Source organism: Streptomyces sp. NPDC052299 (assembly GCF_040679335.1).
Classification (GTDB): domain Bacteria; phylum Actinomycetota; class Actinomycetes; order Streptomycetales; family Streptomycetaceae; genus Streptomyces.
This window is the reverse complement of record NZ_JBFAUP010000023.1, coordinates 1-22,516: the sequence shown is the minus strand read 5'-3', so window position 1 is coordinate 22,516 and position 22,516 is coordinate 1. Positions and strand designations below refer to the sequence as shown.

General features: G+C 68.4%; 25 protein-coding genes and 1 pseudogene. 12 read left to right on the top strand and 14 right to left on the bottom strand.

Annotated features, from left to right (window positions below; translation table 11 throughout):
- Positions 1 to 283: 283 nt before the first annotated feature.
- From AB0L33_RS30165 to AB0L33_RS30150, 4 genes are all read left to right on the top strand, one after another.
- Entirely contained in the window at positions 284 to 439 is a 156-nt protein-coding gene (locus AB0L33_RS30165; protein WP_365686494.1) for a hypothetical protein, read from the top strand.
- 646 nt (positions 440 to 1,085) lie between these two features.
- A complete protein-coding gene (locus AB0L33_RS30160) occupies positions 1,086 to 1,295 on the top strand; it encodes a hypothetical protein (RefSeq protein ID WP_365686493.1) in 210 nt (69 codons plus the stop codon).
- Positions 1,296 to 2,558: 1,263 nt separating this feature from the next.
- Positions 2,559 to 2,825, top strand: a complete 267-nt coding sequence (locus tag AB0L33_RS30155) for a hypothetical protein (RefSeq protein WP_365686492.1) — start codon at positions 2,559 to 2,561, stop codon at positions 2,823 to 2,825.
- A gap of 10 nt (positions 2,826 to 2,835) precedes the next feature.
- A complete protein-coding gene (locus AB0L33_RS30150; protein WP_365686491.1) occupies positions 2,836 to 3,717 on the top strand; it encodes a helix-turn-helix transcriptional regulator in 882 nt (293 codons plus the stop codon).
- Between the two features lie 115 nt (positions 3,718 to 3,832).
- On the opposite strand, the gene AB0L33_RS30145 is transcribed toward AB0L33_RS30150, so the two are convergent.
- On the bottom strand, positions 3,833 to 4,060 hold the full coding sequence (locus tag AB0L33_RS30145) for a hypothetical protein (RefSeq protein WP_365686490.1): 228 nt from the start codon (positions 4,058 to 4,060) through the stop codon (positions 3,833 to 3,835).
- Positions 4,061 to 4,516: 456 nt separating this feature from the next.
- Here AB0L33_RS30145 and AB0L33_RS30140 point away from each other — a divergent pair, with 456 nt between their 5' ends.
- Positions 4,517 to 4,756 carry a hypothetical protein gene (locus AB0L33_RS30140; RefSeq protein ID WP_365686489.1) on the top strand — a complete coding sequence of 80 codons (240 nt, stop codon included), beginning with the start codon at positions 4,517 to 4,519 and terminating at the stop codon, positions 4,754 to 4,756.
- A gap of 111 nt (positions 4,757 to 4,867) precedes the next feature.
- Here the strand turns inward: AB0L33_RS30140 and AB0L33_RS30135 are convergent, their stop codons facing one another.
- On the bottom strand, positions 4,868 to 5,041 hold the full coding sequence (locus tag AB0L33_RS30135) for a hypothetical protein (protein ID WP_161207907.1): 174 nt from the start codon (positions 5,039 to 5,041) through the stop codon (positions 4,868 to 4,870).
- Between the two features lie 301 nt (positions 5,042 to 5,342).
- Between AB0L33_RS30135 and AB0L33_RS30130 the strand changes: the two genes are divergently transcribed.
- Positions 5,343 to 5,969 carry a hypothetical protein gene (locus AB0L33_RS30130; protein ID WP_365686488.1) on the top strand — a complete coding sequence of 209 codons (627 nt, stop codon included), beginning with the start codon at positions 5,343 to 5,345 and terminating at the stop codon, positions 5,967 to 5,969.
- A 148-nt stretch (positions 5,970 to 6,117) separates the two neighbouring features.
- Positions 6,118 to 7,093: pseudogene (locus tag AB0L33_RS30125) on the top strand (site-specific integrase).
- 49 nt (positions 7,094 to 7,142) lie between these two features.
- Here the strand turns inward: AB0L33_RS30125 and AB0L33_RS30120 are convergent.
- Positions 7,143 to 7,325 (bottom strand): hypothetical protein, encoded by a 183-nt coding sequence (locus AB0L33_RS30120; protein WP_365686487.1) that lies wholly within the window; start codon positions 7,323 to 7,325, stop codon positions 7,143 to 7,145.
- Positions 7,326 to 7,447: 122 nt separating this feature from the next.
- Between AB0L33_RS30120 and AB0L33_RS30115 the strand changes: the two genes are divergently transcribed.
- Positions 7,448 to 8,332: a hypothetical protein gene (locus AB0L33_RS30115; RefSeq protein ID WP_365686486.1), complete on the top strand. Its 885-nt coding sequence runs from the start codon at positions 7,448 to 7,450 to the stop codon at positions 8,330 to 8,332.
- A gap of 327 nt (positions 8,333 to 8,659) precedes the next feature.
- On the opposite strand, the gene AB0L33_RS30110 is transcribed toward AB0L33_RS30115, so the two are convergent.
- From AB0L33_RS30110 to AB0L33_RS30095, 4 genes are all read right to left on the bottom strand, one after another.
- Positions 8,660 to 8,854: a helix-turn-helix domain-containing protein gene (locus AB0L33_RS30110; protein ID WP_365686575.1), complete on the bottom strand. Its 195-nt coding sequence runs from the start codon at positions 8,852 to 8,854 to the stop codon at positions 8,660 to 8,662.
- A gap of 209 nt (positions 8,855 to 9,063) precedes the next feature.
- Positions 9,064 to 9,588 carry a sigma-70 family RNA polymerase sigma factor gene (locus AB0L33_RS30105; RefSeq protein WP_365686485.1) on the bottom strand — a complete coding sequence of 175 codons (525 nt, stop codon included), beginning with the start codon at positions 9,586 to 9,588 and terminating at the stop codon, positions 9,064 to 9,066.
- A 535-nt stretch (positions 9,589 to 10,123) separates the two neighbouring features.
- Positions 10,124 to 10,486, bottom strand: a complete 363-nt coding sequence (locus AB0L33_RS30100; protein ID WP_365686484.1) for a hypothetical protein — start codon at positions 10,484 to 10,486, stop codon at positions 10,124 to 10,126.
- On the bottom strand, positions 10,483 to 11,319 hold the full coding sequence (locus AB0L33_RS30095; protein ID WP_365686483.1) for a ParA family protein: 837 nt from the start codon (positions 11,317 to 11,319) through the stop codon (positions 10,483 to 10,485). The genes AB0L33_RS30100 and AB0L33_RS30095 overlap by 4 nt, the downstream gene beginning before the upstream one ends.
- Positions 11,320 to 11,453: 134 nt before the next feature.
- On the opposite strand from AB0L33_RS30095, the gene AB0L33_RS30090 reads away from it, so the two are divergent.
- Complete coding sequence (locus AB0L33_RS30090) at positions 11,454 to 12,131, top strand: hypothetical protein (protein WP_365686482.1); 678 nt, start codon at positions 11,454 to 11,456, stop codon at positions 12,129 to 12,131.
- Positions 12,128 to 13,393, top strand: a complete 1,266-nt coding sequence (locus AB0L33_RS30085; RefSeq protein WP_365686481.1) for a hypothetical protein — start codon at positions 12,128 to 12,130, stop codon at positions 13,391 to 13,393. Before AB0L33_RS30090 ends, AB0L33_RS30085 begins: the two co-directional genes overlap by 4 nt.
- Positions 13,394 to 13,558: 165 nt before the next feature.
- Here AB0L33_RS30085 and AB0L33_RS30080 read toward each other — a convergent pair whose 3' ends face one another.
- Together AB0L33_RS30080 and AB0L33_RS30075 are read right to left on the bottom strand one after the other, a co-directional pair.
- On the bottom strand, positions 13,559 to 14,869 hold the full coding sequence (locus AB0L33_RS30080) for a helix-turn-helix domain-containing protein (protein WP_365686480.1): 1,311 nt from the start codon (positions 14,867 to 14,869) through the stop codon (positions 13,559 to 13,561).
- 1,053 nt (positions 14,870 to 15,922) lie between these two features.
- A complete protein-coding gene (locus AB0L33_RS30075) occupies positions 15,923 to 16,198 on the bottom strand; it encodes a hypothetical protein (protein ID WP_365686479.1) in 276 nt (91 codons plus the stop codon).
- Between the two features lie 503 nt (positions 16,199 to 16,701).
- Here AB0L33_RS30075 and AB0L33_RS30070 point away from each other — a divergent pair.
- Entirely contained in the window at positions 16,702 to 17,130 is a 429-nt protein-coding gene (locus AB0L33_RS30070) for a hypothetical protein (RefSeq protein ID WP_365686478.1), read from the top strand.
- Positions 17,131 to 17,418: 288 nt separating this feature from the next.
- Here AB0L33_RS30070 and AB0L33_RS30065 read toward each other — a convergent pair whose 3' ends face one another.
- Entirely contained in the window at positions 17,419 to 17,883 is a 465-nt protein-coding gene (locus AB0L33_RS30065; protein ID WP_365686476.1) for a hypothetical protein, read from the bottom strand.
- Between the two features lie 154 nt (positions 17,884 to 18,037).
- The gene (locus AB0L33_RS30060) at positions 18,038 to 18,886 is read right to left on the bottom strand and encodes a hypothetical protein (RefSeq protein WP_365686474.1); all 849 of its coding nucleotides are present in this window, start codon (positions 18,884 to 18,886) and stop codon (positions 18,038 to 18,040) included.
- A gap of 381 nt (positions 18,887 to 19,267) precedes the next feature.
- Between AB0L33_RS30060 and AB0L33_RS30055 the strand changes: the two genes are divergently transcribed.
- Positions 19,268 to 19,834, top strand: coding sequence for a hypothetical protein (locus AB0L33_RS30055; protein WP_365686472.1), 567 nt, complete (start codon positions 19,268 to 19,270; stop codon positions 19,832 to 19,834).
- A 59-nt stretch (positions 19,835 to 19,893) separates the two neighbouring features.
- Here AB0L33_RS30055 and AB0L33_RS30050 read toward each other — a convergent pair whose 3' ends face one another.
- The 3 genes from AB0L33_RS30050 to AB0L33_RS30040 are packed head-to-tail and all read right to left on the bottom strand — an operon-like array spanning position 19,894 to position 21,391.
- Entirely contained in the window at positions 19,894 to 20,388 is a 495-nt protein-coding gene (locus AB0L33_RS30050; RefSeq protein WP_365686469.1) for a DUF6420 family protein, read from the bottom strand.
- Positions 20,385 to 20,546 carry a hypothetical protein gene (locus AB0L33_RS30045; RefSeq protein WP_365686468.1) on the bottom strand — a complete coding sequence of 54 codons (162 nt, stop codon included), beginning with the start codon at positions 20,544 to 20,546 and terminating at the stop codon, positions 20,385 to 20,387. The genes AB0L33_RS30050 and AB0L33_RS30045 overlap by 4 nt, the downstream gene beginning before the upstream one ends.
- Complete coding sequence (locus AB0L33_RS30040; protein WP_365686466.1) at positions 20,543 to 21,391, bottom strand: hypothetical protein; 849 nt, start codon at positions 21,389 to 21,391, stop codon at positions 20,543 to 20,545. The genes AB0L33_RS30045 and AB0L33_RS30040 overlap by 4 nt, the downstream gene beginning before the upstream one ends.
- Positions 21,392 to 22,516: the final 1,125 nt, after the last annotated feature.

Below are 22,516 nucleotides of genomic sequence, written 5' to 3'. Positions count from 1 at the left end.
GGAAGTCTCATGGACGCCCAGGAGATCCAGGAACAGCTGCGCCGCGAGCTCGAAGAGCAGGAGCGCGCTACCAGAGCGCTGGCCGAGGAGATCGCGAAGGCCGCGCAGCGGGACGGCGGAGCCTGAGCAGAGAGGAACAGCGGCCGGGGCCGGCACGGGGCCACTCGTGCCGGCCCCGGCTCTGTGCTGTCAACGCCGCGGGCCCAAGGGCGGTTTGCCGATGACCGCCTGGAGGGCGGTCCGGCGCGCGTACGGTGAAACGACGCCCTTCCAGGAGGCCACGATGAGCACCCAGCCCGCCCCCACTTCACCTCGTCCCGGCGTGGCGGCCTACCGCCACCCGGAGCTCGCGGACGTTCTGCTCTGCGTCGCGCACGGGCAGAGCTGGGAGGCCCTGATTCCGATGACCTCCGCCGAGGTGCCGTTAGGCGCCTTCTGAAGCTGGGGAACGGATGACGACATGACCGTGTGCGGGCGGGCCCTCCACAAGAAGAGGTCCGGCCGATGAGTACCCGCCCCAACCACGCGTCCGTCACGTCACCCAGGGCGAAGGCTGCCGTGGACGACACCGATCCCGCGCCCGCCCGATACCTGTAGTGGCACACGCCCGCTCGCCCCTGGAGGCACTCGATGAGCGAACAGCCGGGCCCCCTTCTGACCACGCCCGGCAGTAGTTCGTGTTCCTGGCGGTCGTCGTTGGGCGGGTCCGGCGCAGCATTCGCACGGCCGGCGCGCCGGGCTCCAGGGACCCGGCGAGACCAGGCCGGCACTTCCTCACGGGAAGACGAGCTCCCAGGGAAGTAGTCGGCGCCGCGACCGGCGCTCTGCGCACCCCTTGTCGTCCAGGTCAGACGACGTCTTCAAGGCCCTGCGCGAGGGTCGAGCGATGCGACCCAGGACGCGACTCAGGAGAGCACCCAGGGCGGCACGCAGGAGACGACCGAGGGCGCGACTCAGGAGGCGACCTGAGCGAGGAGGACCAAGATTTCGTCACTCCGCTCCGATACCGGGGGCCCCGAAACGCCGCTCCGCGACCGGTCGCGAGGGTGCACACGCGCGCGTGCCGGAGGCGGGAGACTCCTCCCATGAGCACCGCGCGACGACGACTCGTCACCGGCCCGAGCACCAGGACCACGCCCCCGGCCGGGCCCGCACCGCGGCTGCTGCCCGTCGAGCGCGTCGAGCCCGAGCGGCTCCTGGACGACGTCGAGCACCAGGCGGTGGCCGAGCACAAAGGCCGGCGGACCCTCGGGCCGGGCATCGCCAGGGAGCCAGAGGGGTCCCCAGGGAAGTAGTCGGCGCGCCCGGGCCCCCTTGTCCAGGCTGCTGAGCTGCGCCTTCGCCCTCGTCTCGTGGTGGAGCAAGGGGACCCGAAACGGGACCCGGAACAGAACTCCAAACGGAACTCCAAAGGGGACTCGGAACGGAACCTGGTACGGAGCCCCCATGGCCAGGCGTTTGCTCGCCGCGCTGGCCACCGACCGCAAGTGACGGCATGACGTAGGCCCGTCATGCCGTCATGACGGCATCGCTGCTCTGACCTGCAAGGGTCATCGTTTGGGTCACTTCCCGGCGGCATTTCGGCGACTCCGGCCGGGACGGTTGCCCTGCAGGTTGCCGTACAGATTGCTGTACCGGTTGCCGTACGGGTTGCCTTACACGTTGCTCTACAGGTTGCCGGGGGCCATTCCGCGGAGCCGTCTTCTCCCAGGTCAGGGACTGCGGGTCATCCAGCTCGCCCGCCGACACCTCTTCCCCACGGGGGAAGAGGGCCTTCTCCTCCAGTCCCCCGGCCGGCCTGCGCGGCGGCCCGACCCGGTCGTTCGCCGACGGACCGGCGACGGTCGCCCAACAGGTCGCCCTCCTCGTTGCGATCGGGGTTGCCGGACTCGAGTGGCGCTCAGGGTTGCCCAACTCGTTGACCCTGGTCTTGGCGAGCGGCCCTGTCCGCGCAGGTCAGGAGGCGCGGGTCAGCCGGAACCAGCGCCGACACCTCTTCCCCTCCGGGGAAGAGCGCCCTTGCTCGGCTTTCTCGTGGGCAACGAAAGGAGGCCGGCGCCGCGTCTGCGGCAACGGCCTCCGGCGAGTCCGCGCGGCAACGCGAAACTCAGTTCCCTGCTGATCAGTGGATGGAGCCAGGAGTCACCAGGGCGAGGTTGTACACATAAGGTGCACGACCCGTACGGCCCGGATCGTGACAGCAGCGCGTACGGGACGCAACAAAGATTGAAGCGCGCGCGCATCAATTCGCCTTATCACTGCTCACTGACAGCAACGTTCGCACCCGGACAACCCGCAGCTCAGACATGCGGGTTCAACGTGCCGTTCCCACCCAATGCGGAGAAGAGGTCCACACCTGCGCATGGGCTTGCGGGGACAGTGGCGCATCAAAATGCGCGATTAGCCACCGCCACGAGGGAATTGGCGTTCCTGGGGTGCCAACATCTTGTCCACGCACCACGCCGGGGACGGCGGCAACTGTCCTGTGGTGCAACTCAGATGGAGCCAGGCGTTCGGCGGCCGCGAGGCCGCCGAACTGAACAGAATCAGGGACACCCATGTCCAAGCACCACCCCTCCACCAGACCCTGCGTGGAGCACGGATCGCCCAGTGCCCGCCGCCTCAATGGGGCCGAAGCCATCGTGATCATCGTCGTGGTCGTCATCACGGCGGCCCTCACGGCTCTCACGGGGGTACCCGCCCTTGAAGTCCTGCAGCTGCTTGCGGGGGCCGGCCTCATCGCCGGAGCCACCATCGCGCTCAGTACCCGTCTCTCCTTCCGGGCCGTCAGGACGGTGCTCAAGGCCGCTCTGACGGCTCCCTGAAGGAGGTGCTGTGGGACGCCGCGAGAAAGAGATCACCACGTCCAACGTGGGGCTGCGCCGGCTGGCGGAGTGGCTGCGGATGCAACGGGCCTGGGCTGGACTGACCTACCGCGAACTTGCTGATCGTGCCGGGCTGCATGCCACGACCCTGCAGCGCGCTGCCTCTGGCGCTTCGGTTCCCCGGCTCACGCCGGTACTGGCATACGCCCAGGCGTGTGATGCGCCGCCCGAAGAGGCCCGCAGGCTATGGCGGCAGGCCAGACGTGAGCATGTCCGTGACCAGCACGCTCGGCACCCGGCACCGTCTCCCCGGCTCGTTCGGGATTTCGCCGACCTGAGCGCCGCCCTGCGAGACGTGTACGAGCAGGCGGGCGCGCCGTCGCTGCGGACCATGGAGAAGAGGGCCGGCGAGTTCGGGGTTCTTCCGCGCAGTTCCGCCCACCGCGTGGTGAATAAGCAGATGGTGCCGCACACCCTCGAACAGTTCCGGGGCTTCCTGCGAGCCTGCGAGGTTCCGCCCGACTGGAAGGTGTGGGAGGACGCCTGGAACCGGGCGTGGCGCTTCGAGAAGCAGGAGGACGCGGGCCTGAGCGAGATGTGGGCCATGCCCCGGCCCGTCCGAGACCGCCAGGGAACCGGCGGGGAGGACATGTCGGTGGTGGTCGGTGACAAGGGCAGGGGTTCCGGCATGCGCGGGCCGGAGTACTACCGGCCGATGGTCCCGCGACAGCGGCACACCTTTGTCGCCAAGATCACCGTGCCCACCTCGCGGGTGAAGCGCCGGGCCGCCGACCCTGCTCTGCGTCGGCATGCAGCCAAGGCGAGTAGAGAGGCGTTCTTGGACTCGCTCTTCCCGTTGGGCGAGCAGAGGGACACCGAGACGCTCTTCTGATCGCCCCAGGGGCGGTTCGTTGCCGTACACGACCTGTCCGCCGACAAGCGGCGGCGTCCTCGGTCGTGTACGGCGCGCCGGCGTTCCCGGAGGCGCGCCGTTCGGCCCGGTGTGGTCAGCCCGTCTGCCGGTCGCACTCCCAGCGGACCGGTGGCCCGTCGCAGTGCGCGCAGGGCCCGTGCGAGCGGCAGTCGGTCCACCCGGCGTGCGGCAGCGCGACACCGGGACAGTCCAGGCCCCGCGAGCAGGACATGCTGCCGTCCTCGTGGTCGAGCTGACGGCCGGAACACCCGCCCATGCTGCTGAGGGCGGCGCCGAGGCCGCTCAGATCCGGCGGACCCATCCTTCCGGGCCATCGCGACCAGATCCTCCAGGACGAAGTCGCCGGCCTCCTCGGGCCGCTCCATCCGGAGGGCGGCGCACATCTCCTCCGGGACGCGATGTCCGTTGAGGAGCGGCCAGGAATCGGTTCCGGCCCGCAGAGACAGCCTGTCCGCACCGAGGACGTGGGGCCGCCAGTCTCCCGACTTGGGCTGCGGCAGCATCACGGCCAGGGCGTCGGCGATGTCCTCGGGCGTGCGCACCTCGTGCACGGTCACCGTGGCGCCCGCACGCCCAGTGTCCCGCAGCCGCCTGTCCCTGCGGGCCGGCTTCGCGCGCTTGGCGTCCTTGCCCATCCCGGTGCCCGTCGGTTCGGTCGTTCCCTGCACCAAGAACGACGCCCCCCTCCGAACGTCGCGGCACGTCACCAGTGCGGCCGAGTCGCGTCGAAAATCGAACAACTGATCTAATGGCGGGTATGGCGCACGTCTTCCCCGAGGGGCTTCTTCAGGCACAGATCGACTGGTACGCGACCTACGGCCGCATGGCGGAGGCGCCGGCCGAACAGACCGCGCCCCTGCGCAGGCGGCTGCTCCGGCTGTCCACCCGGATCACCCGGGACCCGCACTGGACGCAGGTCGCCGACGGGCCGGTCGCCCGGATGGAGCTGAAGGAGCGCGCCTGGGGCGCCGCCGACACGCACCGGCGGACTTCCTGACGGGCGGGTACCGCGGGTACCCGGCCCGGTCCTCCGCCTCCTGAGAGACGGAGGACCGGACCGCTCTGCGCTCAGGAGGCCGCTGGTGCTTTGATGCGCTGCCATGCCGGGTCACCGCTTGCGTCGGTGACGCTGGAAGGCCGCAATGACGTCCGGCAGCTCCCGGGTGAGGGCGACGATGTCACCCGGCTTGGCGCGGTGCAGGGCGAACAGGCAGACGGCCAGCGCGCAGAGCGAGCCGACCACCATGGTGATCGGCAGCAGAAGCCACATCTCGATGGGCAAGAGAGTCCTCCTTGGTTGTCGGGCGGGAAAAAAGGTGTCCCCTCCCGACAGCGGGCAGATCGGACATCGCCCATGGCGCAGATAACTGCTCTGTTGCCAGGGGCGGACCTGGTAGTGGATGCGCGATCCGCCCGCGGGGTCGTTCTCACGGAAGTCGATCAGCGGTGTACGGGGCGGATGGGGATGCGGGGAGAAGGTGCGGCGGCGACGGCGGCCGTGGACCCCGGGTGGGCGGCTGTCCGGATGTAGATGGCTGATCATCGTCTCGCGCTGTTCGGACGGCGGTCGCCACAGTGGTGCGATGGACGCAGGACTCGCCGCCGTGCTCGGTGCCACCGTCGGAGCCGTCGGCACAGCGGCGGCCGGGGCCACCGCGGCGTTCCTCAGCCGCAGTACCACCCGCCACCAGGTGAGGGTCGAGACCCTCCGGGCCCTGCGGGAGTCGAGGCGGGCCACCTACACCAGCTATGCGAAGACGGTCGACGACTACCTGGACAAGCTCTCCACCACGCTGATCCCGCTGGCGCGGGTTGAGCGCTTCCCTGAGCAGCGTGAGGCGTGGACCGAGAAAGCCCACAAGCGCTGGAATGAGGCGCTCAAGTACCGGCAGGGCGATGTCGATACTCAGCGGGTCCTCCTGCAGTTGGACGCCACGCCACCGGTTGCCGAGGCTGCGGAGCAGGTGGCCAAGTGGTGTGTCCTCCTCAGTCGGGCAACCGGCCGCGCGATCGCGACCCTCAAGGGGCACGACCTGGACGGCGGACCCCTCACACCACCGTCACCCGGATACGCCCAGCTCCTGATGGCGGACGGGTTCAACCCGGAGGCACCTGATCTCGAACTCCTGGTGACGCGAGCGCGTACGGCGTACCGGGCCTTCTTGAGCGCGGCCGCCGCCGACCTCGGCGAGAGCGGGATCTTGGCCTGACGCCTGACGTTCTCCGGGGAGACCGTTGTCCAAGTCGCGTTGATAGTGCAGTAACTGCTCTGTTATCTGTACTAGGTGTTCGGTGACCAGCGAGAACGTCCCCGCCGTCCTACGCCCAGGGGGCCCGTTATCTGTGGCAAGGAGATCCGTGGCGACCGTCGTCCCCCTCAAGACCGGCTCCGGAGTGGCGACCGTGTGCACCGCCGCCGACCGCTACCTGGACCAGATCACCATCGCCAACACCCGCCGGAGTTACACCACGGCGCTTGGCAAGGTCGTCCCCGAGCTCGGCGAGGGCCGGCCCCTGTCGGCCGTCGCCGACGACGAGATCGGCCAGGCGCTCGAACAGCTCTGGGGCGCGGCGGCCGCCAGCACCTGGAATGCCCGCCGAGGAGCGGTCGGCGGCTGGCTCGTCTGGTGCCACGACACGGGCCTTGAGCCGCCGCGCATCCCGGCCTGGTGCAAGCGGATGCCCGACCCGGGCTCGGACACCCCGGTCCGCTCGAAGACCGCCATCGACCGCTTGATCGCCCGGCGCGACGTCGGCCTGCGCGAGAAGGTCACCTACCGGATGCTCTACGAGACCGTCGCCCGCGCCGACGAGCTGCTCGGCGTCAACATCGAAGACCTCAACGTTGGCGGCCGCCAGTGCCCGGTCAAAGCCAAGGGCGCCAAGGCCGTCCGCTGACGCGGTCAGGCCCGCGAGGACTACGCGACGGAGACGATCTACTGGGACGCCGGCACCGCCCGGTTGCTGCCCCGGCTGATCGGGGACCGTACGCGTGGGCCGCTGTTCGTCACCCACCGCAGGCCCGGCCCGGGCAAGCTCCTCACCCCGCGCGACGTCTGCCCCGACACCGGTCTGGCCCGCCTCTCGCGGTCAGCTGCGCGCCCTGCTGGACCGGCACACCTGCGTCGGCGGCGAGGAGGGCACCGGCTGGGACCCGCACGAGTTCCGCCACTCCGGCCTGACGCATCTCGGCGAGCAGGGCGTTTCCATGCTGCTGTTCATGGCGAAGTCCCGCCACAAGTCCGTCAGCGCTGCCAGGAAGTACTTCAAGCCCGGCGCGGCCGCCCTCGCCGAAGTCACCAGCCTGCTCGCCCCCGGCGACAGCCAGCGCTGACTGCGGACACCACCAAGCCCCCGGGCCGCATGGTCCGGGGGCTTCGCTGCTACTGGCCGTCCTGCCCGCCGGGTAACCGGCGCGAGGCGTAGACGGCTTCCTCGGGGTGGGTGGCGGTGCGGAGCTTGACCCATGCGGCGTTGTGGTCGATGCCGGTCGTCCGTGAAAGCCGCCTGGCCTGCCATGAAGTGATGGGGGAGAAGATCCAGCGGCGTCGGGTGAGTTGGTTCATGCCGCGATGCATACCCTCGCCGGCCAGCCGTTGACCGCCCGTTCGGGAAGGGGCCCGCAGGCCGGGATCACGGCCGGAACGTGCTCTGTCGGAAGGCCGGTTGAGATCCTTAGGCTCTGCCCATGTCGAAGCAGCAGCGGGGCAAGAAGCACCGGACACCGCAGAAGCGGGTCGCCCGTCCCTCCGTACCGCGTCCGCGCAGGGCGGCTACGGCACTGCCGGGGAGCATGGATCTCACGGCGCGGATGCTGGAGCACGCCAAGCCGGACCAGATCGTGGAACTGGTGCTGCCATTCCTATGGGCGGCCCTCTCCGACGGACGCGCGCCGGCGAACATCTGCGTCGATGCGTGCATGACGCTGCGGAACGCCTACGGCCAGCTGGGAGTGCGAGCCGAACTGCTGCCGGTCACCGTGGCCATCCAGAAGAAGAACGGTGCCGGAACCCTCTACGGTTCGCTCACACCGACCTGGACGGGAACCGAGTGGAACGGGCACTGCGCCCTCGCACTCCCCGACTCCGAACGGTTCGTGGACCCGACGATCGAGCAGTTCGACGAGGTCCGAAAGATCGGCATGGGCCCAATGGTCGGCAAGGTGGCCATGGTGACCCGCGAGGACGGCTCGCTGGTGGAGCCGGGGGCGCAAGTGATCATGCAGCGCGGCGACCTGGTGCTGACGTACACCGTCGCCGGCCCCGAGGCCCTGGCCTCCATCGTGGAACACCCGGAGGCGATCGCCCACGCCGACGGACACCTGCGCACCGGAGTGAACACCGCCTCCCTCATGCTGGCCGCCCTGCGCACCGAGGGCGTACGCGACCGGGCGATGCAGGCCCCCCACCCGAGGCTGCACGCCCTGCTGCAGGCAGTCGGAGACGCCCCGTACGAGTCGGACGAGGCGCAGGACGTACGGTTCCGCCTCCCGGATCAAAGAGGCCAGGAGCGGTGGCTGCGGCTGGACGAGATCCCACTGCCGCCGAGCACTCCAGCCGCCTGGCCCCGCTGAGCGGGGACTACCGATCCGAAAGGGTCGGGTGGTCAGTGCCTCGAGGGGGTCGTTCGGGCCGACGACCCCGAGGCCGCAACGGTTTAGCTCACTGGGGCCCCATGCAGCTCTCAATATCAATCATGTATATAGCTCCCCGCTTGGGTATCAATTCCGCTAGCGAAAAAGAAAGCTTTAGAGTAGGCGGTTTGCTACGTATTTGATCTTCTGGGCATCCCGGCGGGAAGTGGCGGCAGGATCTATCCTCCCCGGCTTGCGGAGCCTGCCTTGCAGGTTCCGCCGCGAGTGCGGCCGCTTAGCAACCGATGTTCCCGGCGGTAGCTCAGGTCACCGGTTGTCGACTTCGGCGCCCTGCCAGCTCTCCCGCAGATACTCATAGACGGCTTGTTCGGGCACACGGAAGGAACGGCCGACGCGGATGGCCGGGAGGTGTCCGCTGTGGACCAGGCGGTAGACCGTAATCTTGGAGACACTCATGATGTTGGCGACTTCGGCCACCGTCAGGAAGACGACCTCATGCAGCGGGTGCTCCGACCTTCGTTGGGAAGCAGGAAGCGCTGGCGCGGCGGCGGACGGCTCGCGGGGCGCCCTTGAAGGAGCCAGTGGGTTCTGATCCGACGTCTCGCGACGGGCTCGCTCATGCAGGGCGGCCAGCCGGGCGCGGGCGGCGTTCTCGTCTGTCCACATTTCAGAGACGGCCGTGGCCGTGCCGTACAGGTGGCGCTCGATGCTCATCGTTCACCTCCACTGACGTCTGCAACAAGGGTTTTCAGGGTGTCGCGCCCCAGGCGCAAACAGGTCTTCACCGTGTTCACAGACACTCCCATGACGGTCGCGATCTCGTCGTTGGGTAAGTCGAGTTGCCAGCGCAGTGCCATCGCCGTGCGTTGCCGGCCGGGCAGTTTGCGCATCGCCTCAAGAAGGACGAGCTCCCTCTCTCGTAACCCTACGTCGTTTGGCCCTTCACTCTGCGGCAGTTCGCCGGGGTCAGTACTCAGGCCATGCCGTTGCCGAGAGGCATGGACGCGCTGCAGTCGCTGGCCGGCCACCTTGAACAGCCACGCCTGCGGCTTATCCAGGTGGTTGACGAAGTCCCAGTAGGTGTGTGCGGCCAGCATTGTCTCCTGGGCCGCATCGTCGATTACCGAATGATCCCCCTCAAGCCACAGCAAATAGCGTCTTACCTGCGGTTCCCAACGCAGGAAGAACTGGTCGTAGTCATCTGCGTCTGCCCTCAGTGAGCCTGCACGGGCCATGAGCTGCCCCCTTCTGCCGCCCGGGTCAACGCGTCCGACTAGGGGTACCAGCGCGTTCGCCAATGACCGTCCGCCGTCCGTGGACGACATCTTCCACCTGAACTCGGCGGTCCGGCAGCCTACGCAGCAACACCGAGAGGGTGGCGCGCCGCTCGCGCTCCATTCCGCTGGCGGTCCGGCCCCGGGCCAGTTCGTGGAGCACGTCCCACAGGCCCGCGCCGTTCTTTCGGGGCCGCAAGACCAGCCCAAGCAGGACGATCACCACTGAACCGCCCGCCACGTTCAACAGCTCCGGCCCCACCAGTACTCCATCCGTGAACGGTCGGGACCTAGCGCCCCGACTCTGCCCACTACAGGCATCGCGGGACGGAAAAGGGTGAACACCTTCCCAGAAATTCAGTGTGGCGCTGGTCACGCTCCTTGCTCGCTGCTGTGCCGGATGGCCGATGTGGAGGCCGTTGGTGAGTGGTCACCTTCGTAGCGAAACAGCCAGCGGCCCCGTGGGCCTTCTGCGGGGCCGCTGGCGAGAAAGAGGTCAGGACGCTTCGGTCTGCTCCTCCTGGTCGCGCTTGGCGGCCTTGGGGAGCTTCCCCGTCCGCCGCAGATAGGCGGCGTAGTGGGCGATCGCGGCATCGGTGATGTCCTGCGGGCCCATGCCGGTCTCCTCGCCGATCTCGGTGACTAGGTCGTCGGTCTCCAACAGGACGCGTACGTTCATCATCACCCGGGTCGGACCGGGCTTGCGACCGCGCCGGCGCTCCGGACGGCCGAGCTGCTTGCGGCTGTTCGGAGCGCCGGCCGCGCGCTTCTTCGGCGACCTCACGTCGCCGCCGACGGCGATGTCGTCATCGTCGTCCGGCAGCTCCGGGTTCTCTGCGGTACGGATGTCCGGGCTCACGGGAGCGGAATCTCCTTCAGGAAGGTCTGGGTGAGCAGTTCGTAGGTCGCGCGGATCTCCGAGACCCGGTCGCCCTTGAACTCCTCAAGGGAGACGGCGTTGTTGTTGGCGGTCGCCAGGGACTCGATGAACTTCACCTTCGGGTCCCACACCAGCGGGCCGAAGATGCTGTGGATCGAGTCGCGCTGCTCCCGCTGACGGATGGTGTCCTTGTACTTGTTGAGGATCACGCCCCGGATCTGCAGGTCCGGGTTGCTCAGGTGGGTGGCCGCCTTCTTCACGATGAGGTCGCGTGCTCGGATCGCACCCTCGACGGCGTAGACGTCGGCGTCGGTGACGACCACCGCGTCGTGCGCGGCCGCGAGAGCGAGCTGGGTGAGGTGGAGCAGGCTGGGAGGGCAGTCGATCAGCACGTAGTCGAATCCGTCGTCGGCGCCTTCCAGGGCCTGCTTCAGCCGGAGCCAGGCGCCACCGATCCCGGCCTCCGACATCCGGTTTTCCAGCGGGAGCCGCGCGGGGGCGATCTGGATCCGCTCGGCGTAGGTGCACTTCCAGCCAATCGGCTGGAAGACTGCGCGGGCACACCCCAGTGCCTCGTTGGGGTCCGTGTTGGCCTTGATGGCCTGGCTGATCGTCGGCTGCTTCAGCTGGGGGTCGTACCGCCAGCCGAGCATTCCGGAGCTGTTGCCCTGCGGGTCCATGTCGACAACGAGCACCCTCTTACCGGCTTTCGCCAGGCCCTCGGCAACGCGGACCGTGGTGCCGGATTTCCCGACGCCCCCCTTGTTGTTGAGCATGGCGACGCGGCGGGCCGTCGTCGGACGAGTCATCATCTGCAGTTCCTCCAATCCGCTCGCCCGACTCATCAGGCCAGCTCATAGGGCTCGGCATCGGGTGCGGCGGTGACCGTTCCCAGCGTCCGGCTCGTGCCGGGGCGCCCGCGTGCCAGCGAGCGTTACCGGTCATCATGACGGCGAAGGCGATCACTGCCGTGGCGGCCGCTCTCAACGGCTACGCACCGCGCGGCCAGGAGCGGCCCGAAGTGCCGGCGGAAGACGTCCTCGCCGCCCTCTCGCAGATCGACGAGGCCCGTCAGCGCCTGGACGCCATGGAGCTGAAGCTCATCCGCGCCGCGCGTGACCGCGGCAGCTCTTGGCAGAAGATCGCTGACGCGACGGGCCTGGGCACCCGGCAGTCCGCCGAGACCCGCGCCCTGCGCCTGGAACGCGGCGCCAAGAGCTACCACGGCCGCGACGTTGCCGCGCAACGCCTGGACAAGGCCCGCGACCGGGCCGAGGCGGCTTGGTGCGAGGAGAACGCCGACACGATCCGGGACGTCGCCGAACGGTTCTACGACACGTCCGGCGCGTGGAACCTGCAGAACCTCGACGGCGACGCCGACATCCGGGCCGCCGTTCACAGCATCGGGGAGCTGCTGGCCACCGACGGGAGCCGGGCGGGGCTCGCCGGCCTTCTGGCCGTTTCGCGCTTCCGCCTCGCCCCCCACGACGGCGAGGCGGTGAAGCCGACCGGTACGCGGGCTGCCGACGCCGCGCAGGCCCTGACCGACGTGAAGAAGCTGATCAGCGAGCGCTCCGCCGCCCGCTACCGGGTCACCTCCGCGCGCGACACGGCGGCGTCATGAGCGCCGAAGACAGGGTCGTTGACGTCGTCGACAGCAGGCTGACCGGCGCCGAACTGCTCGCCGTGGCGGCCGCCGAGGTGACGTCCTGGCCCTCGGTGTCCGCCTCCCGGGCCCGCCAGGTGAAGTGGGTGGCGAACGAGTACACCCGCGCCCTGGCCCACGCCGAGCACCCCCTCGCTGCCGACACCGCAGGCGTCCGCCAGGTCTTCACCGCCGACCCGGTCGACGCCTACCTGCGCCTGGCCCGCACCGGGCAGCTGCGCGTGCGTACGGCCGCCGACCCGGCCAAGGGCTCCGACCACTCCGAGCAGATCCGCCTGGAAGTCCTCAAGCTGCTGGTCACGGCATGCGGCGCCGAGTACTTCGCCGAGCTCCCGCCGCAGCCGGACCCGCCACGCAAGGCACCCGTCGCCAAGCGCCCCCGCTCCCTGCTGCGCTCCCAGCTCACCGAGCTCGCCGACTCCCTCGACGCGACCACCAGCCAGCTGCGGATGCTCGCGATCGGCGCGGTCGTCTCCGACACCGGCATCCGGGCGGGCGAGATGTGCGCCCGCACGATCGAGGACCTCTCCCCGACGCTGGAGGACCTGCGGGTGGTGCGTCGGCCGCAGGGCTGGAGCGAGGCGGAGGCGTTCACCGAGCTGCTCGCCCTGTCCGGCCTGTCGAGGGCGGCCCTCAAGAGGTGGTTACCGGAGCGGTTGCGGCTGCTGGAACGCATCGGCGGCACCGCGATCGCGCTGTGGGTCTCCCTGCACGGCAACCATCAGGACGGCCAGGCCGTCCCGGCCGGGACGCCGCTGATGCCCCGCGGCCTGGCCCGCGCCTGGACCCGCGCCGTCGTCGACACAAACATCGAGATGGCCGGCCAGCCGTCCTGGGAGCCGCTGCCCACGCGCATGGAGCAGCTGCGCCGGGGTGTGAAGCCGACCGCCGTGCAGGCCCCGGCAGTGCCGGACGCCGAGAAGGCTGCCGTCCTCCTGGACGACGTCGCCGCCCGCGGCCGTGACCTCACCGAGCTGCGCCAGGCGGGCGAGGAGAACTCCACCGCTGAGCTGCAGGCCCGTATCGCCGAGCGCCAGGCGGTGCGCGGCGCATGGGCGGAGGGCATCGAGCACACGATGCAGCTGTCCGTCCTCGCCGACGCGGGCCTGCCCGACACGGCCTCGCTCGCGGCCGCCGGCTGGGAGCTGGCACTGCTCGCCGCGATCGAGCGGGCCGGGGGCTGGGGCCGCCCCTCGCGGGCAGCGGAAGCGGGCACCTAGCCTCCTCAGCAGCATGTTGGCCCGGGGGAGGCTGTTTGCGCCGGGCTATTTGGCGAGTGAGGGCTGCCCTGAACTGGGCCGCTCCGAAAGGATGGGATCGCTGGCGTCCGCAGACCGCTAGCAGGCCGATGGCTAGTGTTTTAGCTAGCGGAATTACTCCGCTGATCAAGTAGCTGAAAGGTCTGTGGAGATCGAAGGGCGAGTCGGACTCCCAGACACCATGGAGCTTCCGTTCAACCCCAGCGTGAAGCGAAGGCTTGGCGTCACGGTCAGCTCCATGGAGCTCTTGCCCTTGCGATGCAGCTCATCCAGCACATAGTTCGGGATCACGAATCTCTCCTGCCGGCCGGGCAGAGTGAAGGCCGCTTCGGGGCGAATCATTCGCGTGGCTCCTTGAGCCTGCCGCACCGCCTGGGGCTTTGGACGCCGAAGGCCCGGGTAGAGAGCCGCGTACAGCTCTTGGAAATTGCGTACATGCGCTCGGCCGTTGCCTGTGAGCTGAGCTGCCTCAACCTCGTCGAACGTTTGCTGCCACACCAGGGAACGCGGCAGCCTCCGCAGAGTCTCGGGGGTCCCCAGCAGGGTGGAGAAGACCCACGCCCCCTCGGGGTGTAGGCCCGCGTCGTAGAGGTTCACCAAGACGTGCCAAGCATCGGATGGCTGAGCTGACCGATGAAACCCTTCGAGCAGTCGGGGGATCTTCTCGATCTCCTGCTCGTAGAGCTCATTCCACCGTTCTATCGCCGCCCACGCACGCTGTTGCCTCATTGGATCAGGGTCGAAGTCGGCGATGATCTTCTCCCGCTGCATCCGTACCGTCATCTGCCGCAACTCGCCGAGCAGGTGCGTCATGAGACGTCGTATCCGCTGCGGGGGACGCCCGTACAACGTCGAGAGCTGAGTAACGCAGGGGTCGTCGATGTCGGGCCCCTTCCAAGTACCGGGCTTGGACACGTAGCGGTTCGCCAAGGTTTCGGTGAGAACCGCTGTCAGTTGACGCCGGTCTTTCACAGCGGCGACGTTGTCGATGGCCCTTTGCAACGCGCGCTGCTGCACACCCAGGACCTGCGCCACGTCATCAAGGAACGCGGGGCGTCGGGCAGGGACGATCCCGTTCTGCTCGAACCTGCGGTAGGACTTCGGCGAGATGCAGAGCGCCTTCACAACCTCTTTGGCCGTGAGTCCGCTCGCGCGGCGGATGTCCGCCAGGTCCCAGTGCTGACGACGCCCTCTACGCATCAACATGTGGGGCACCACGTTCAGGGCCTCTGCAAGCTCACGAATCCGCTTCGGATCCGGCGTCTGGTGCCCGTTTTCGTAGGCCAGGATCTGTGACTTCGTCGTACCTACCCGTGCCGCGAGAGCCTTGGCCGTCAGGGACCCCGTGCTGGGCACTCCGTTGCCGTCTAGCTCGAGGTACCTGGTCCGGAACTCAAGGAGAGCAGATGGATCGAAGTCCGCCAGGCCACGCGCCATGGTCATCCCCTTCAACTACCGGTGGGGACCGGTTTAGAGGTACCGTTTGTTTCCACCAGTCGGTGACTCCGAAGCGTAACGGAAGGTTCGGGCCTGCTGAAAGACCTTTTTTAGTGGCCAAACAGCTAGCTGGACGCGGGTAAATGAGCGAAGTTGGAGCTCATCGAGCGCACGGTGGGGGAACACCTCTCCATGCGCCCTGCGCACAGAAGAGTGGCCCCACGCCCCCTTGGTTAGCTAGACCGTAGGTGGGGGCGCGAGGCCGGCGAATGGGAGCTTCGGCTCCGTACGGGCTCCCTGTTCCACCAGGGGGCCCGTCGCCGTTTACAGGTCCAGCAGGTGACGCAGCAGGGCGCTGAGCCCTTGAAGTGCCAACCAGCCGAGAGCCTGCTTCACGACCTTGCGGGTCCGACTCTCCCCGCACTTAGGCGGGGTTGCTTCCATCTCGCATCACCTCCCTCCCGGGGCGGTCGACCCCGATCGAGAAAGACGACCGAAGCTCCCAAAGGGAAAGGCGATAGACAGACTCTACCGGGTTGCGACTACAGCCAGGCGCCCTCCAGGGGCGGCACAACGCTCAACTCCGCAGAAAGTTACTTCGCCTGACGGGGGAGCAGATTCGGAACCTCTTCAACCGCTTCTCCTTTACCGGGAAGTAACACGGAAGAAGGGGACGACGGGATCCAATCCTCTTCGAATCCTCATCGTTCCAGCCCGGTTTGCCGTGTAATGCCAGGGGCCCCAGCTGGCCTGCCGTGCCCCAGTAGCCCCTCACGCCATAGAACGCGAAGCGTGACGCTTACCACACTCTGAGCGAGCAGTGGTCCCCATTCCTGTCAGGCCCATGAAGAACTCGCAGGGTCATGGGCGTCTTGAGTGCATCTGGCCTGAGTTGCACTCGCCGAACCGTCTGCCAACCTCGAACATCTTCACGGATTCCAAAGCGGCGAACGAGACCAAGTGGTCGAATGTGGGGTCTCGATCGCGGCCACGCAAGGGCCATGCCCTTGCGGCCCTCCACGCCCGCGGGACGCAGGGCGCCGCTGCGTCCGCTTAGGGGCGCGGCGACCGCTCGTCGTCGCGGGGCGCCGCGGCTACGTCCTGCTGGCACAACCGGCGCAATCGCTCACTCGTAGCTCGGTGCTCCTCGAAGCGCTCGCGTCGTTTCTCCGTGAGGAAGAGCATCGGCAGCCCGACGTCCAGGAGGAAGTCGGGGCAGGGGCCGGTAAGCGGGAGCGGGTCGAAGATGGCCAGCAGGGCCCCGCGCTCGTTAACGAGCGGGACTCCGCTGGAGTAGCGGCTGTCTCCCACACTCCAGCCGACAGTCACGCGGGTGAGGAACATGGCGTGCGGCGTGGGCCTTGGCTCGTTCGATTCCGGGCAGTCGGGCGGAGTGCCGGGCCAGGGCCGCCCGGTCCGGGTCGGAGCGTGCCATACGTTCGGCGAACGCGGCCTCTTCCCGGGCGTACCCCCGCCGCTCGGCACGCTCCTGCTCCTCCTGCGCTACCCGCTGCTGCTTTTCCTCATCTCCCAGCTTCTTGGCCTCCGCCAGTACGCACTTGGGGTGGCCCCACACCAGCGTTACCGGCCGGACCACGTGACGGTTCGGCGTGCGTGGAGCGTGCGAGACGAACCGCGAGGTGAGGACTCTGCCGACGAACTCGGAGAGCGGCATGGACGGCTCGGGGTTCCAGTAGGCACCGGTGAACCGGGCCATGGGCTCGACGGCGACCAGGTCCTTGTCCTGCCGGGTCAGCCGCACCGAGGGAACGGCACCCGTGGTCAGAGGGGTTCCACCTTTCAGCCGCCTTTTCGGTCCCTGCAGTTGCCCCATGAGCACTGAAGTCGGGCCCGGGATGGTCCGAGAGAGAATGATCGTTGAGTACCCGGTCGACACCCGCCTCTCGCAGTCGAATATCGCGCCGGGCGGCCGCAACGGCCTCCTGCGCGACGAAGGTAACCACCTCGTCGGCCACAGCGTGCTCTACTCGGCTGACGGCGACCTGCTTACCCGCGCCGAGGCCGAAGCCCTCGCGGACGACAGGGCCAGGCTCACGCAGGCCGAGGCGGAGGCCATGCTCAAGCTGGCCATGGCGGGCGCCGCCGCAGTGGGCATCGTGGTGACCGCTGCGGCGGTCAAGGCCGCCCCGTATGCCAGAAGGGGCTTCGAGAACCTCAAGTCAAAGCTGAATCGCAGTACACCGGAAATCGCTGCAGAGGCATCCGGAACCATCATTGAAGTCGATGGATCAGCTCTATGAGCAATCTTTTTCGCTAGCGAAAAAGATTGCTGAGATGGTGTCTATAAAGCTACTTATATGGGGGAGGGGTGTCAGCAGCCCGCTGACACCCCTCCCTTGCCCGTCGGGTGTTTGGATCACGGGCCAGCGCTGGAAGCCGCCGCACGATGGCGGTGACATCGAGGCTGTTGGCGCCCTGCAAAGTGACCTGTAGTGTGTTGGGTAAGTCGGTGACCGCGGGTCGCCGGAAGTGGAGCCAGGTGACCTGGGGCAGACCGGGAGCCTGGCTCGGCGCATTTCCGGGGCGCTTCAGCAGTCGGTGGGCACATCGAAGTCGAGCAGAGTTTCCCCGAGCAGCATGGTGTACCGCGGATCGCCCTTGCGCTGGGCGTGAACGGCTCCCGCGACGATGTCGGAGATCCAGAGCAGCGGCTCCGTATGACCGGGCACATGATCGGCACGGAACACGGCCCCCTTGGGCAGGACCGTTTGCCGGGCACGGGCGACCGTGCTGATGTCCTTTTTGTTGAGTGTGGTCTCGCGTGCCTCGATGAAGAGCCGGTCGACCTCGAACGCGTGCAGTTCGATGACGAGCGCAGTCAGCGACTTGCTCCGGGCCCGTTCCTGTCGCCGCTTGGGCACTGGTGTACCAACGGCCACCACGTGCAGGCCGTTCTGGGTGGCTACGAGCTCGGCGGCGTCGCGACGCTGCCGATGGTCCATCTCGGTCCAGTGGGACTTGCTGGTGTCCCGCTGTCCCTTCAGCGCCCGCATGGCCGCACGGACGTCGTCGGTGACGGCGGGGTCGATGATGGTGGCGGCGAGGATGTAGAAGCCGTTCTCGCTGTTCTCGTGGAAGGACTCGTCCAGCCAGGCTGGCTTCTGTCCGCCTTCGGTGTGGGGTCCCCCCTGGGTCTGGTTGATCAGGTCACCCCTTGTTCCGGGAAGGGCTCGCGGCGCTCTTCTTCGCGGTTGTGGACTTCGTGGTGGCCGGCGCGGCCTTGCGGGCCTTGCGGGGCCTGGCGATCGCGGTCCGCTGGTAGAGGTACGTCACGGTGACGCCGGCCGGGGTGAGCGGAGCCTTCTTGAAGACCTTGATGCGCTCCACGAGACCGAGGTCGAGGAGCTTCTTCAGCCCGCGTTCGTGAGTGTCCGCCGACCAGCCGTACCACTCGGGCGCCTTCTCGGCAGGGAAGGCGGACCACGCCTTCTCCCGGGCGATGACCAAGAGCAGAGCGAGGGCCGGCAGGTCCAAGCTCTCGTCGTACCCCTTCGTCCAGAACGTGGTCGGGATCTGCAGAAAGCGGTCCTCCTCGGTTTTCCCGTCAGGGCGGTCGTACGCCCTGCCGCTGCCGTCCTCCCGCAGCAGGGTGACCGTGATCATGGCGCCCGCGCGGCTGCACTTGATCAGGTTCCGAACCTCCAGCCGGCGCAGCGCCCGCCAGGCGCCAGTTCGGGCGGACTGATCGGTCGCGGTCGCCTGGATGTCCATCAGCCGTGCCCACACCGCACTGTCGTGCCTCGTGGACCAGCCGGAGACACCGTTGCTGCACGCGGCCACGATCATCAGGTACGCCTTCAGGCCCCGGAGGTCTCTGCCCGTCACGAAGTCCTTGAGTGGGCCGTGGCGGCTCGCGGCCCCCTTGGGGGCCTGGACGAACACCTTGCGCAAGGGCACGTTGGACCGGATCGAGCGCTCAAGAACCTGCGCCCGGGTGTCCCTGCCGGTCGCCTTGTGTTCCTTCATGTCCTGCTCGGTGTGCGATGTCCTCTTCATGGCCCTGAAGATAGCCATCCCAGCGCACCCAAACCAAACGATTCAGCCCTACCGGAGGTGCACGCCCCAGCGGGTACATGAAAGGGCCAATTGAAAGATCAACCTGACAGTCCCAGGTGAAAGTTCAACTGGGATGACCAAATGACATGGGCTCCGGGACCCCTCAGCTCTGCAACCTGCACATGCTGCACGGGGCCTCACCGCACGATGGCGTGTCACGCCGACCATCTCGCTTCTGCGCAAAACCGGCTGAGGGCAGGCCCACGACCTGCGGTGCCGCCGCTTCAGGCCCAGGCCGAAGCCACCCGCCGGTGCCCAGCGCTGATACTGGCGGCCCAGGCAGAGCCGCGCCTCGGGGAGAGGCGCGAAGAAGGGGGACGAGTGGGCGGCGAGTTGATCACTGCGATAGTCGCCGTGGTCGTGAGCGTGGTGGGCATCGTCTACACGTCGTCGCAGACGAAGACGGCGAAGGATGCTGCCAAGGCCGCGCGGGAGCAGGTGGAGCTGATGCGGCGGCAGATCGAGGGGGAGGAGAAGGACCGCTTCGAGAACAGGGGACCTGTCTTCTCCGTGGAGCGCGCCTACACCGACGAGTCGGACGTGAATGTGCCTCGCGCTCTGGTGAAGATCGAGCAGGCGTCCGGTCCGCGGCTCGCCTCCGTGGCGGTCAGCGCGACGGGGGACGGAGTCGAGGGGATGCGGGGCGCGTACGACCCCGATTTGGCCTGGGACTACCGTCGCGAGCCGTCGATCGACCTGGGGACGTCGAGTCCCGGTGCACTGCACGATGTGTATGTGGAACTTGACTACCACACGCGCGAGACGGACGTGCACCTGACGCTCGTATGCGCCGACGAAGCAGGTGCACGCTGGGTGCGTTCACTGGGCACGCGGGTGGAGCCAGAGCCCGAGCCACCGCGGGGGCGAGGTCGGCGTTTCCGGGGTTGAGACGTGTGGTTCTCTCGGGAGCGCCTCTTCCCAGGGCGCCCCCGCGGTTGCAAGTCCGGTCACATTGTCGTGTCCGGTTCCTCCGCCCGACGGACGGGCCCGCACCGGGCCTCGGCCTCCTCGATGAGCCTGTTGGCGAGGCTGAGGTCGCCCAGTTCGACCGCGAGCACGGCGCGCATGAACACGGTGAGCGGGACGGCGCCGGTACGCACCTCGAAGCAGCGCAGCACCCCGTCCGAGAACGCGGGGTGGTGGCGGCAACCTGCGGCGACGCAGTAGCCCTCGACGGCCAGAGCGAGGCGCCGGTAGACGGCGTCCTTCTCCTCAGTGCACTGAGCGGGACAGCCGAGGTGGTCCAGCGTGATCCGCAGGTGGGCGGCCTTCTCCTCCGCCTTCCGGATGGTCAGCCGCCCGCCGCCGGGCGTGATGTAGCGGCCGGAGGCGGGCACCAGGGCGTACGGGTGGATCAGCGGCAGCTTCACCTCCGTCCCGTGCAGGACGGGCAGTCCGTCGTACTCGATATACGGGCCGGCGATGCCGCGGTCCTCGGTCATGCGCTCCTCGTCTCCCCCGCCTCGTCGGCGGGCTCGTGGTCCTCGTCCTCGTCGTCCTGGTGGCCGTCGGCGGGCCAGACGCCGAACGGTCCGGCCAGGCCAGGGCCGGCAGCGCCGAGCTGGGCGGCGCCGCCCTTGGTGCGGTGGTCCCGGATCACGGGCGGGGGGCCGGGGCGGTCTGGGGAGTCGTAGCGGGTACGTTCCGCAGCAGTGCGGCGGTCATCGCCAGGAGCGTCTCCGCCTCGGCCCGGTCGTAGAGGAAGTCCTTGGTGACCGGGTCGTTGTGCATGGCGCCGGACGTCTGGCTGTAGAGGGCTTCCTGGATGCGCCACCAGCGCTCGGACTGGTGGCACTGGTTGGCGAGCTTCTTCGACCCGGGCCTGTCCCAGTCCACGTGGTGCTGGATCCACTCCAGCGCCCGCCGGACTTCCAGGATCGACGCCCGGATCTCCCCGGTGGTCAGCAGCCGCTGCGCTTCCCGGAGCAGCCGGCCGACCTCGGCGCGCTGCGGGTCGCCGAGCGGGTAGGGCACGGCCATCTCGAAGGCCGCGGACGGCCCGAGCTGCGCGATCTGCTGCTCCCAGGTGCTCTTGGCCAGGGTGATGCTCTCCGTGGTCTGGGCGCACCCTGGGTATCCGGCCGCCTGCGGCAGGGTGGCGTTCAGGTCGATCTCGAACCGCACGTCACCGTTGCGGGCTTCCTCGATCGCGTGGACCTGCAGCGATGTCAGCGGGAACACCAGGTTCACCCGGTGGACCGTCACGACGGGGGTGTACGCGAGGTTCGCCGTGATCCGGCCGAGCCGGGATCGCTGCGCCGGCGCTGCGCCGAAGCCGAACAGCTCCGCCTCCAGGGCGAGGATCTTCCCTGCCTCCGCGAACGGCGACACCCCGACGGCGAGCTGCACGCTCAGCTCGTGGCCGCCCAGCGCGGGGCGCAGCCATGTCTGGGCACTGTCGACCGCCGTGGTGAACCGAATGTCGTCGAAGCGGAGTTCCTGCATGGCTCCCCCAAGAGCGTGAATGAACCGCTGATTCTGCCGGGCCGGACCGCCAGTCATCGCCGGTTTCTGAGGTCGACCGCCGGTCTGATCGTGCCGGGCCGCTCAGCTCGTCGGCCGCCAGCGCCCGAAGCCGTCTGCGGCCGCTGGAGCGGCGAACGGGCCCCGCCCCTCCCCGGCGGCCTCCGGCGGACGATCGCCCGGCACACAGCGGCCCAGGCCGCCTCCCGGCCCCCACGCCGCCGACCATCGGTGCGCCGTCCGCCCACCGCCTCCACTCTCGGGTGGACCCACGGCCTGAGGGAGGCCCGAGAAGGCCCCTGTGCGCCCCGGAGAGCGCCGATCGCGAGCCAGTGACCCTTCTTTCCGCCCCCGACCCGCGAACGACCGTCAGGCGGCGATTTGCGGACGCCGCTCCCCGCCTCTCTCAGTCGCCGCGCGGAGCGCGTCCGCTCCATGGGTTGACCTGCACGTATCACTCAGGCCAGCCCCCACAGCGCGGGGCCCGTCACTACGCTGGCCACGACGATGCGGTCAGCCCGGCACCGGCCCTCATCCGAAGGGGTGACGGGCCCCGCGTCCTCTCCTCGAACCCCTAACAGGCCCTCCTGAGAGGGGGTGGTGATTGGCTCGGGATGCTACACAGCACATCGGTGATGCATAATGCAATGCATGTAATGCATGTACAGGGGATGCACGGGTATCGTGGTAGCGGTTCGGTGTTCTATCGGGGGGAGTTTCAAGCCATCTCCCACTTGCGGGGGAGGTGCTTCCGGATGCGGGTGGAGCGCAGCGGAATCCGCACCTGTTGCCTGGTGGCTGGCACTCGGGCCGGGGTGATGGGGTGTCACGGTTCCGGGGGTGGCCGTGTTCTCGGGATGCTACACAGACCTGCGGTGATACACCGTCATCGTGTAGCCAGCTGTTCCGGCAGAGCCGGAACCGGGTGGGGGAGCGAAGCGGACCCGCCCCGCAGTTCGGGGTGGAGCGAAGCGGAGGCCCGTGGATTGGAGCGAAGCGGAAATCCGAAAGCCGCGAAGCGGCTTTCCAGCACTGCGCCCGGGGTTGCGAAGCAACCCGGTTCGCTTTCGAGCCGCGCAGCGGCTCGGTACCCGCGGAGCGGGTACC

Excerpts from the sequence above, each read along its gene's own strand:
- AB0L33_RS30165 (WP_365686494.1), top strand. The coding sequence starts at position 284 with ATGAGCACCCAGCCCGCCCCCACTTCACCTCGTCCCGGCGTGGCGGCC.
- AB0L33_RS30160 (WP_365686493.1), top strand. The coding sequence starts at position 1,086 with ATGAGCACCGCGCGACGACGACTCGTCACCGGCCCGAGCACCAGGACC.
- AB0L33_RS30155 (WP_365686492.1), top strand. The coding sequence starts at position 2,559 with ATGTCCAAGCACCACCCCTCCACCAGACCCTGCGTGGAGCACGGATCG.
- AB0L33_RS30145 (WP_365686490.1), bottom strand. The coding sequence starts at position 4,060 with ATGGGTCCGCCGGATCTGAGCGGCCTCGGCGCCGCCCTCAGCAGCATG.
- AB0L33_RS30140 (WP_365686489.1), top strand. The coding sequence starts at position 4,517 with ATGGCGCACGTCTTCCCCGAGGGGCTTCTTCAGGCACAGATCGACTGG.
- AB0L33_RS30130 (WP_365686488.1), top strand. The coding sequence starts at position 5,343 with ATGGACGCAGGACTCGCCGCCGTGCTCGGTGCCACCGTCGGAGCCGTC.
- AB0L33_RS30120 (WP_365686487.1), bottom strand. The coding sequence starts at position 7,325 with ATGAACCAACTCACCCGACGCCGCTGGATCTTCTCCCCCATCACTTCA.
- AB0L33_RS30115 (WP_365686486.1), top strand. The coding sequence starts at position 7,448 with ATGTCGAAGCAGCAGCGGGGCAAGAAGCACCGGACACCGCAGAAGCGG.
- AB0L33_RS30105 (WP_365686485.1), bottom strand. The coding sequence starts at position 9,588 with ATGGCCCGTGCAGGCTCACTGAGGGCAGACGCAGATGACTACGACCAG.
- AB0L33_RS30095 (WP_365686483.1), bottom strand. The coding sequence starts at position 11,319 with ATGATGACTCGTCCGACGACGGCCCGCCGCGTCGCCATGCTCAACAAC.
- AB0L33_RS30090 (WP_365686482.1), top strand. The coding sequence starts at position 11,454 with ATGACGGCGAAGGCGATCACTGCCGTGGCGGCCGCTCTCAACGGCTAC.
- AB0L33_RS30085 (WP_365686481.1), top strand. The coding sequence starts at position 12,128 with ATGAGCGCCGAAGACAGGGTCGTTGACGTCGTCGACAGCAGGCTGACC.
- AB0L33_RS30080 (WP_365686480.1), bottom strand. The coding sequence starts at position 14,869 with ATGGCGCGTGGCCTGGCGGACTTCGATCCATCTGCTCTCCTTGAGTTC.
- AB0L33_RS30070 (WP_365686478.1), top strand. The coding sequence starts at position 16,702 with ATGAGCACTGAAGTCGGGCCCGGGATGGTCCGAGAGAGAATGATCGTT.
- AB0L33_RS30065 (WP_365686476.1), bottom strand. The coding sequence starts at position 17,883 with ATGCGGGCGCTGAAGGGACAGCGGGACACCAGCAAGTCCCACTGGACC.
- AB0L33_RS30060 (WP_365686474.1), bottom strand. The coding sequence starts at position 18,886 with ATGAAGAGGACATCGCACACCGAGCAGGACATGAAGGAACACAAGGCG.
- AB0L33_RS30050 (WP_365686469.1), bottom strand. The coding sequence starts at position 20,388 with ATGACCGAGGACCGCGGCATCGCCGGCCCGTATATCGAGTACGACGGA.
- AB0L33_RS30040 (WP_365686466.1), bottom strand. The coding sequence starts at position 21,391 with ATGCAGGAACTCCGCTTCGACGACATTCGGTTCACCACGGCGGTCGAC.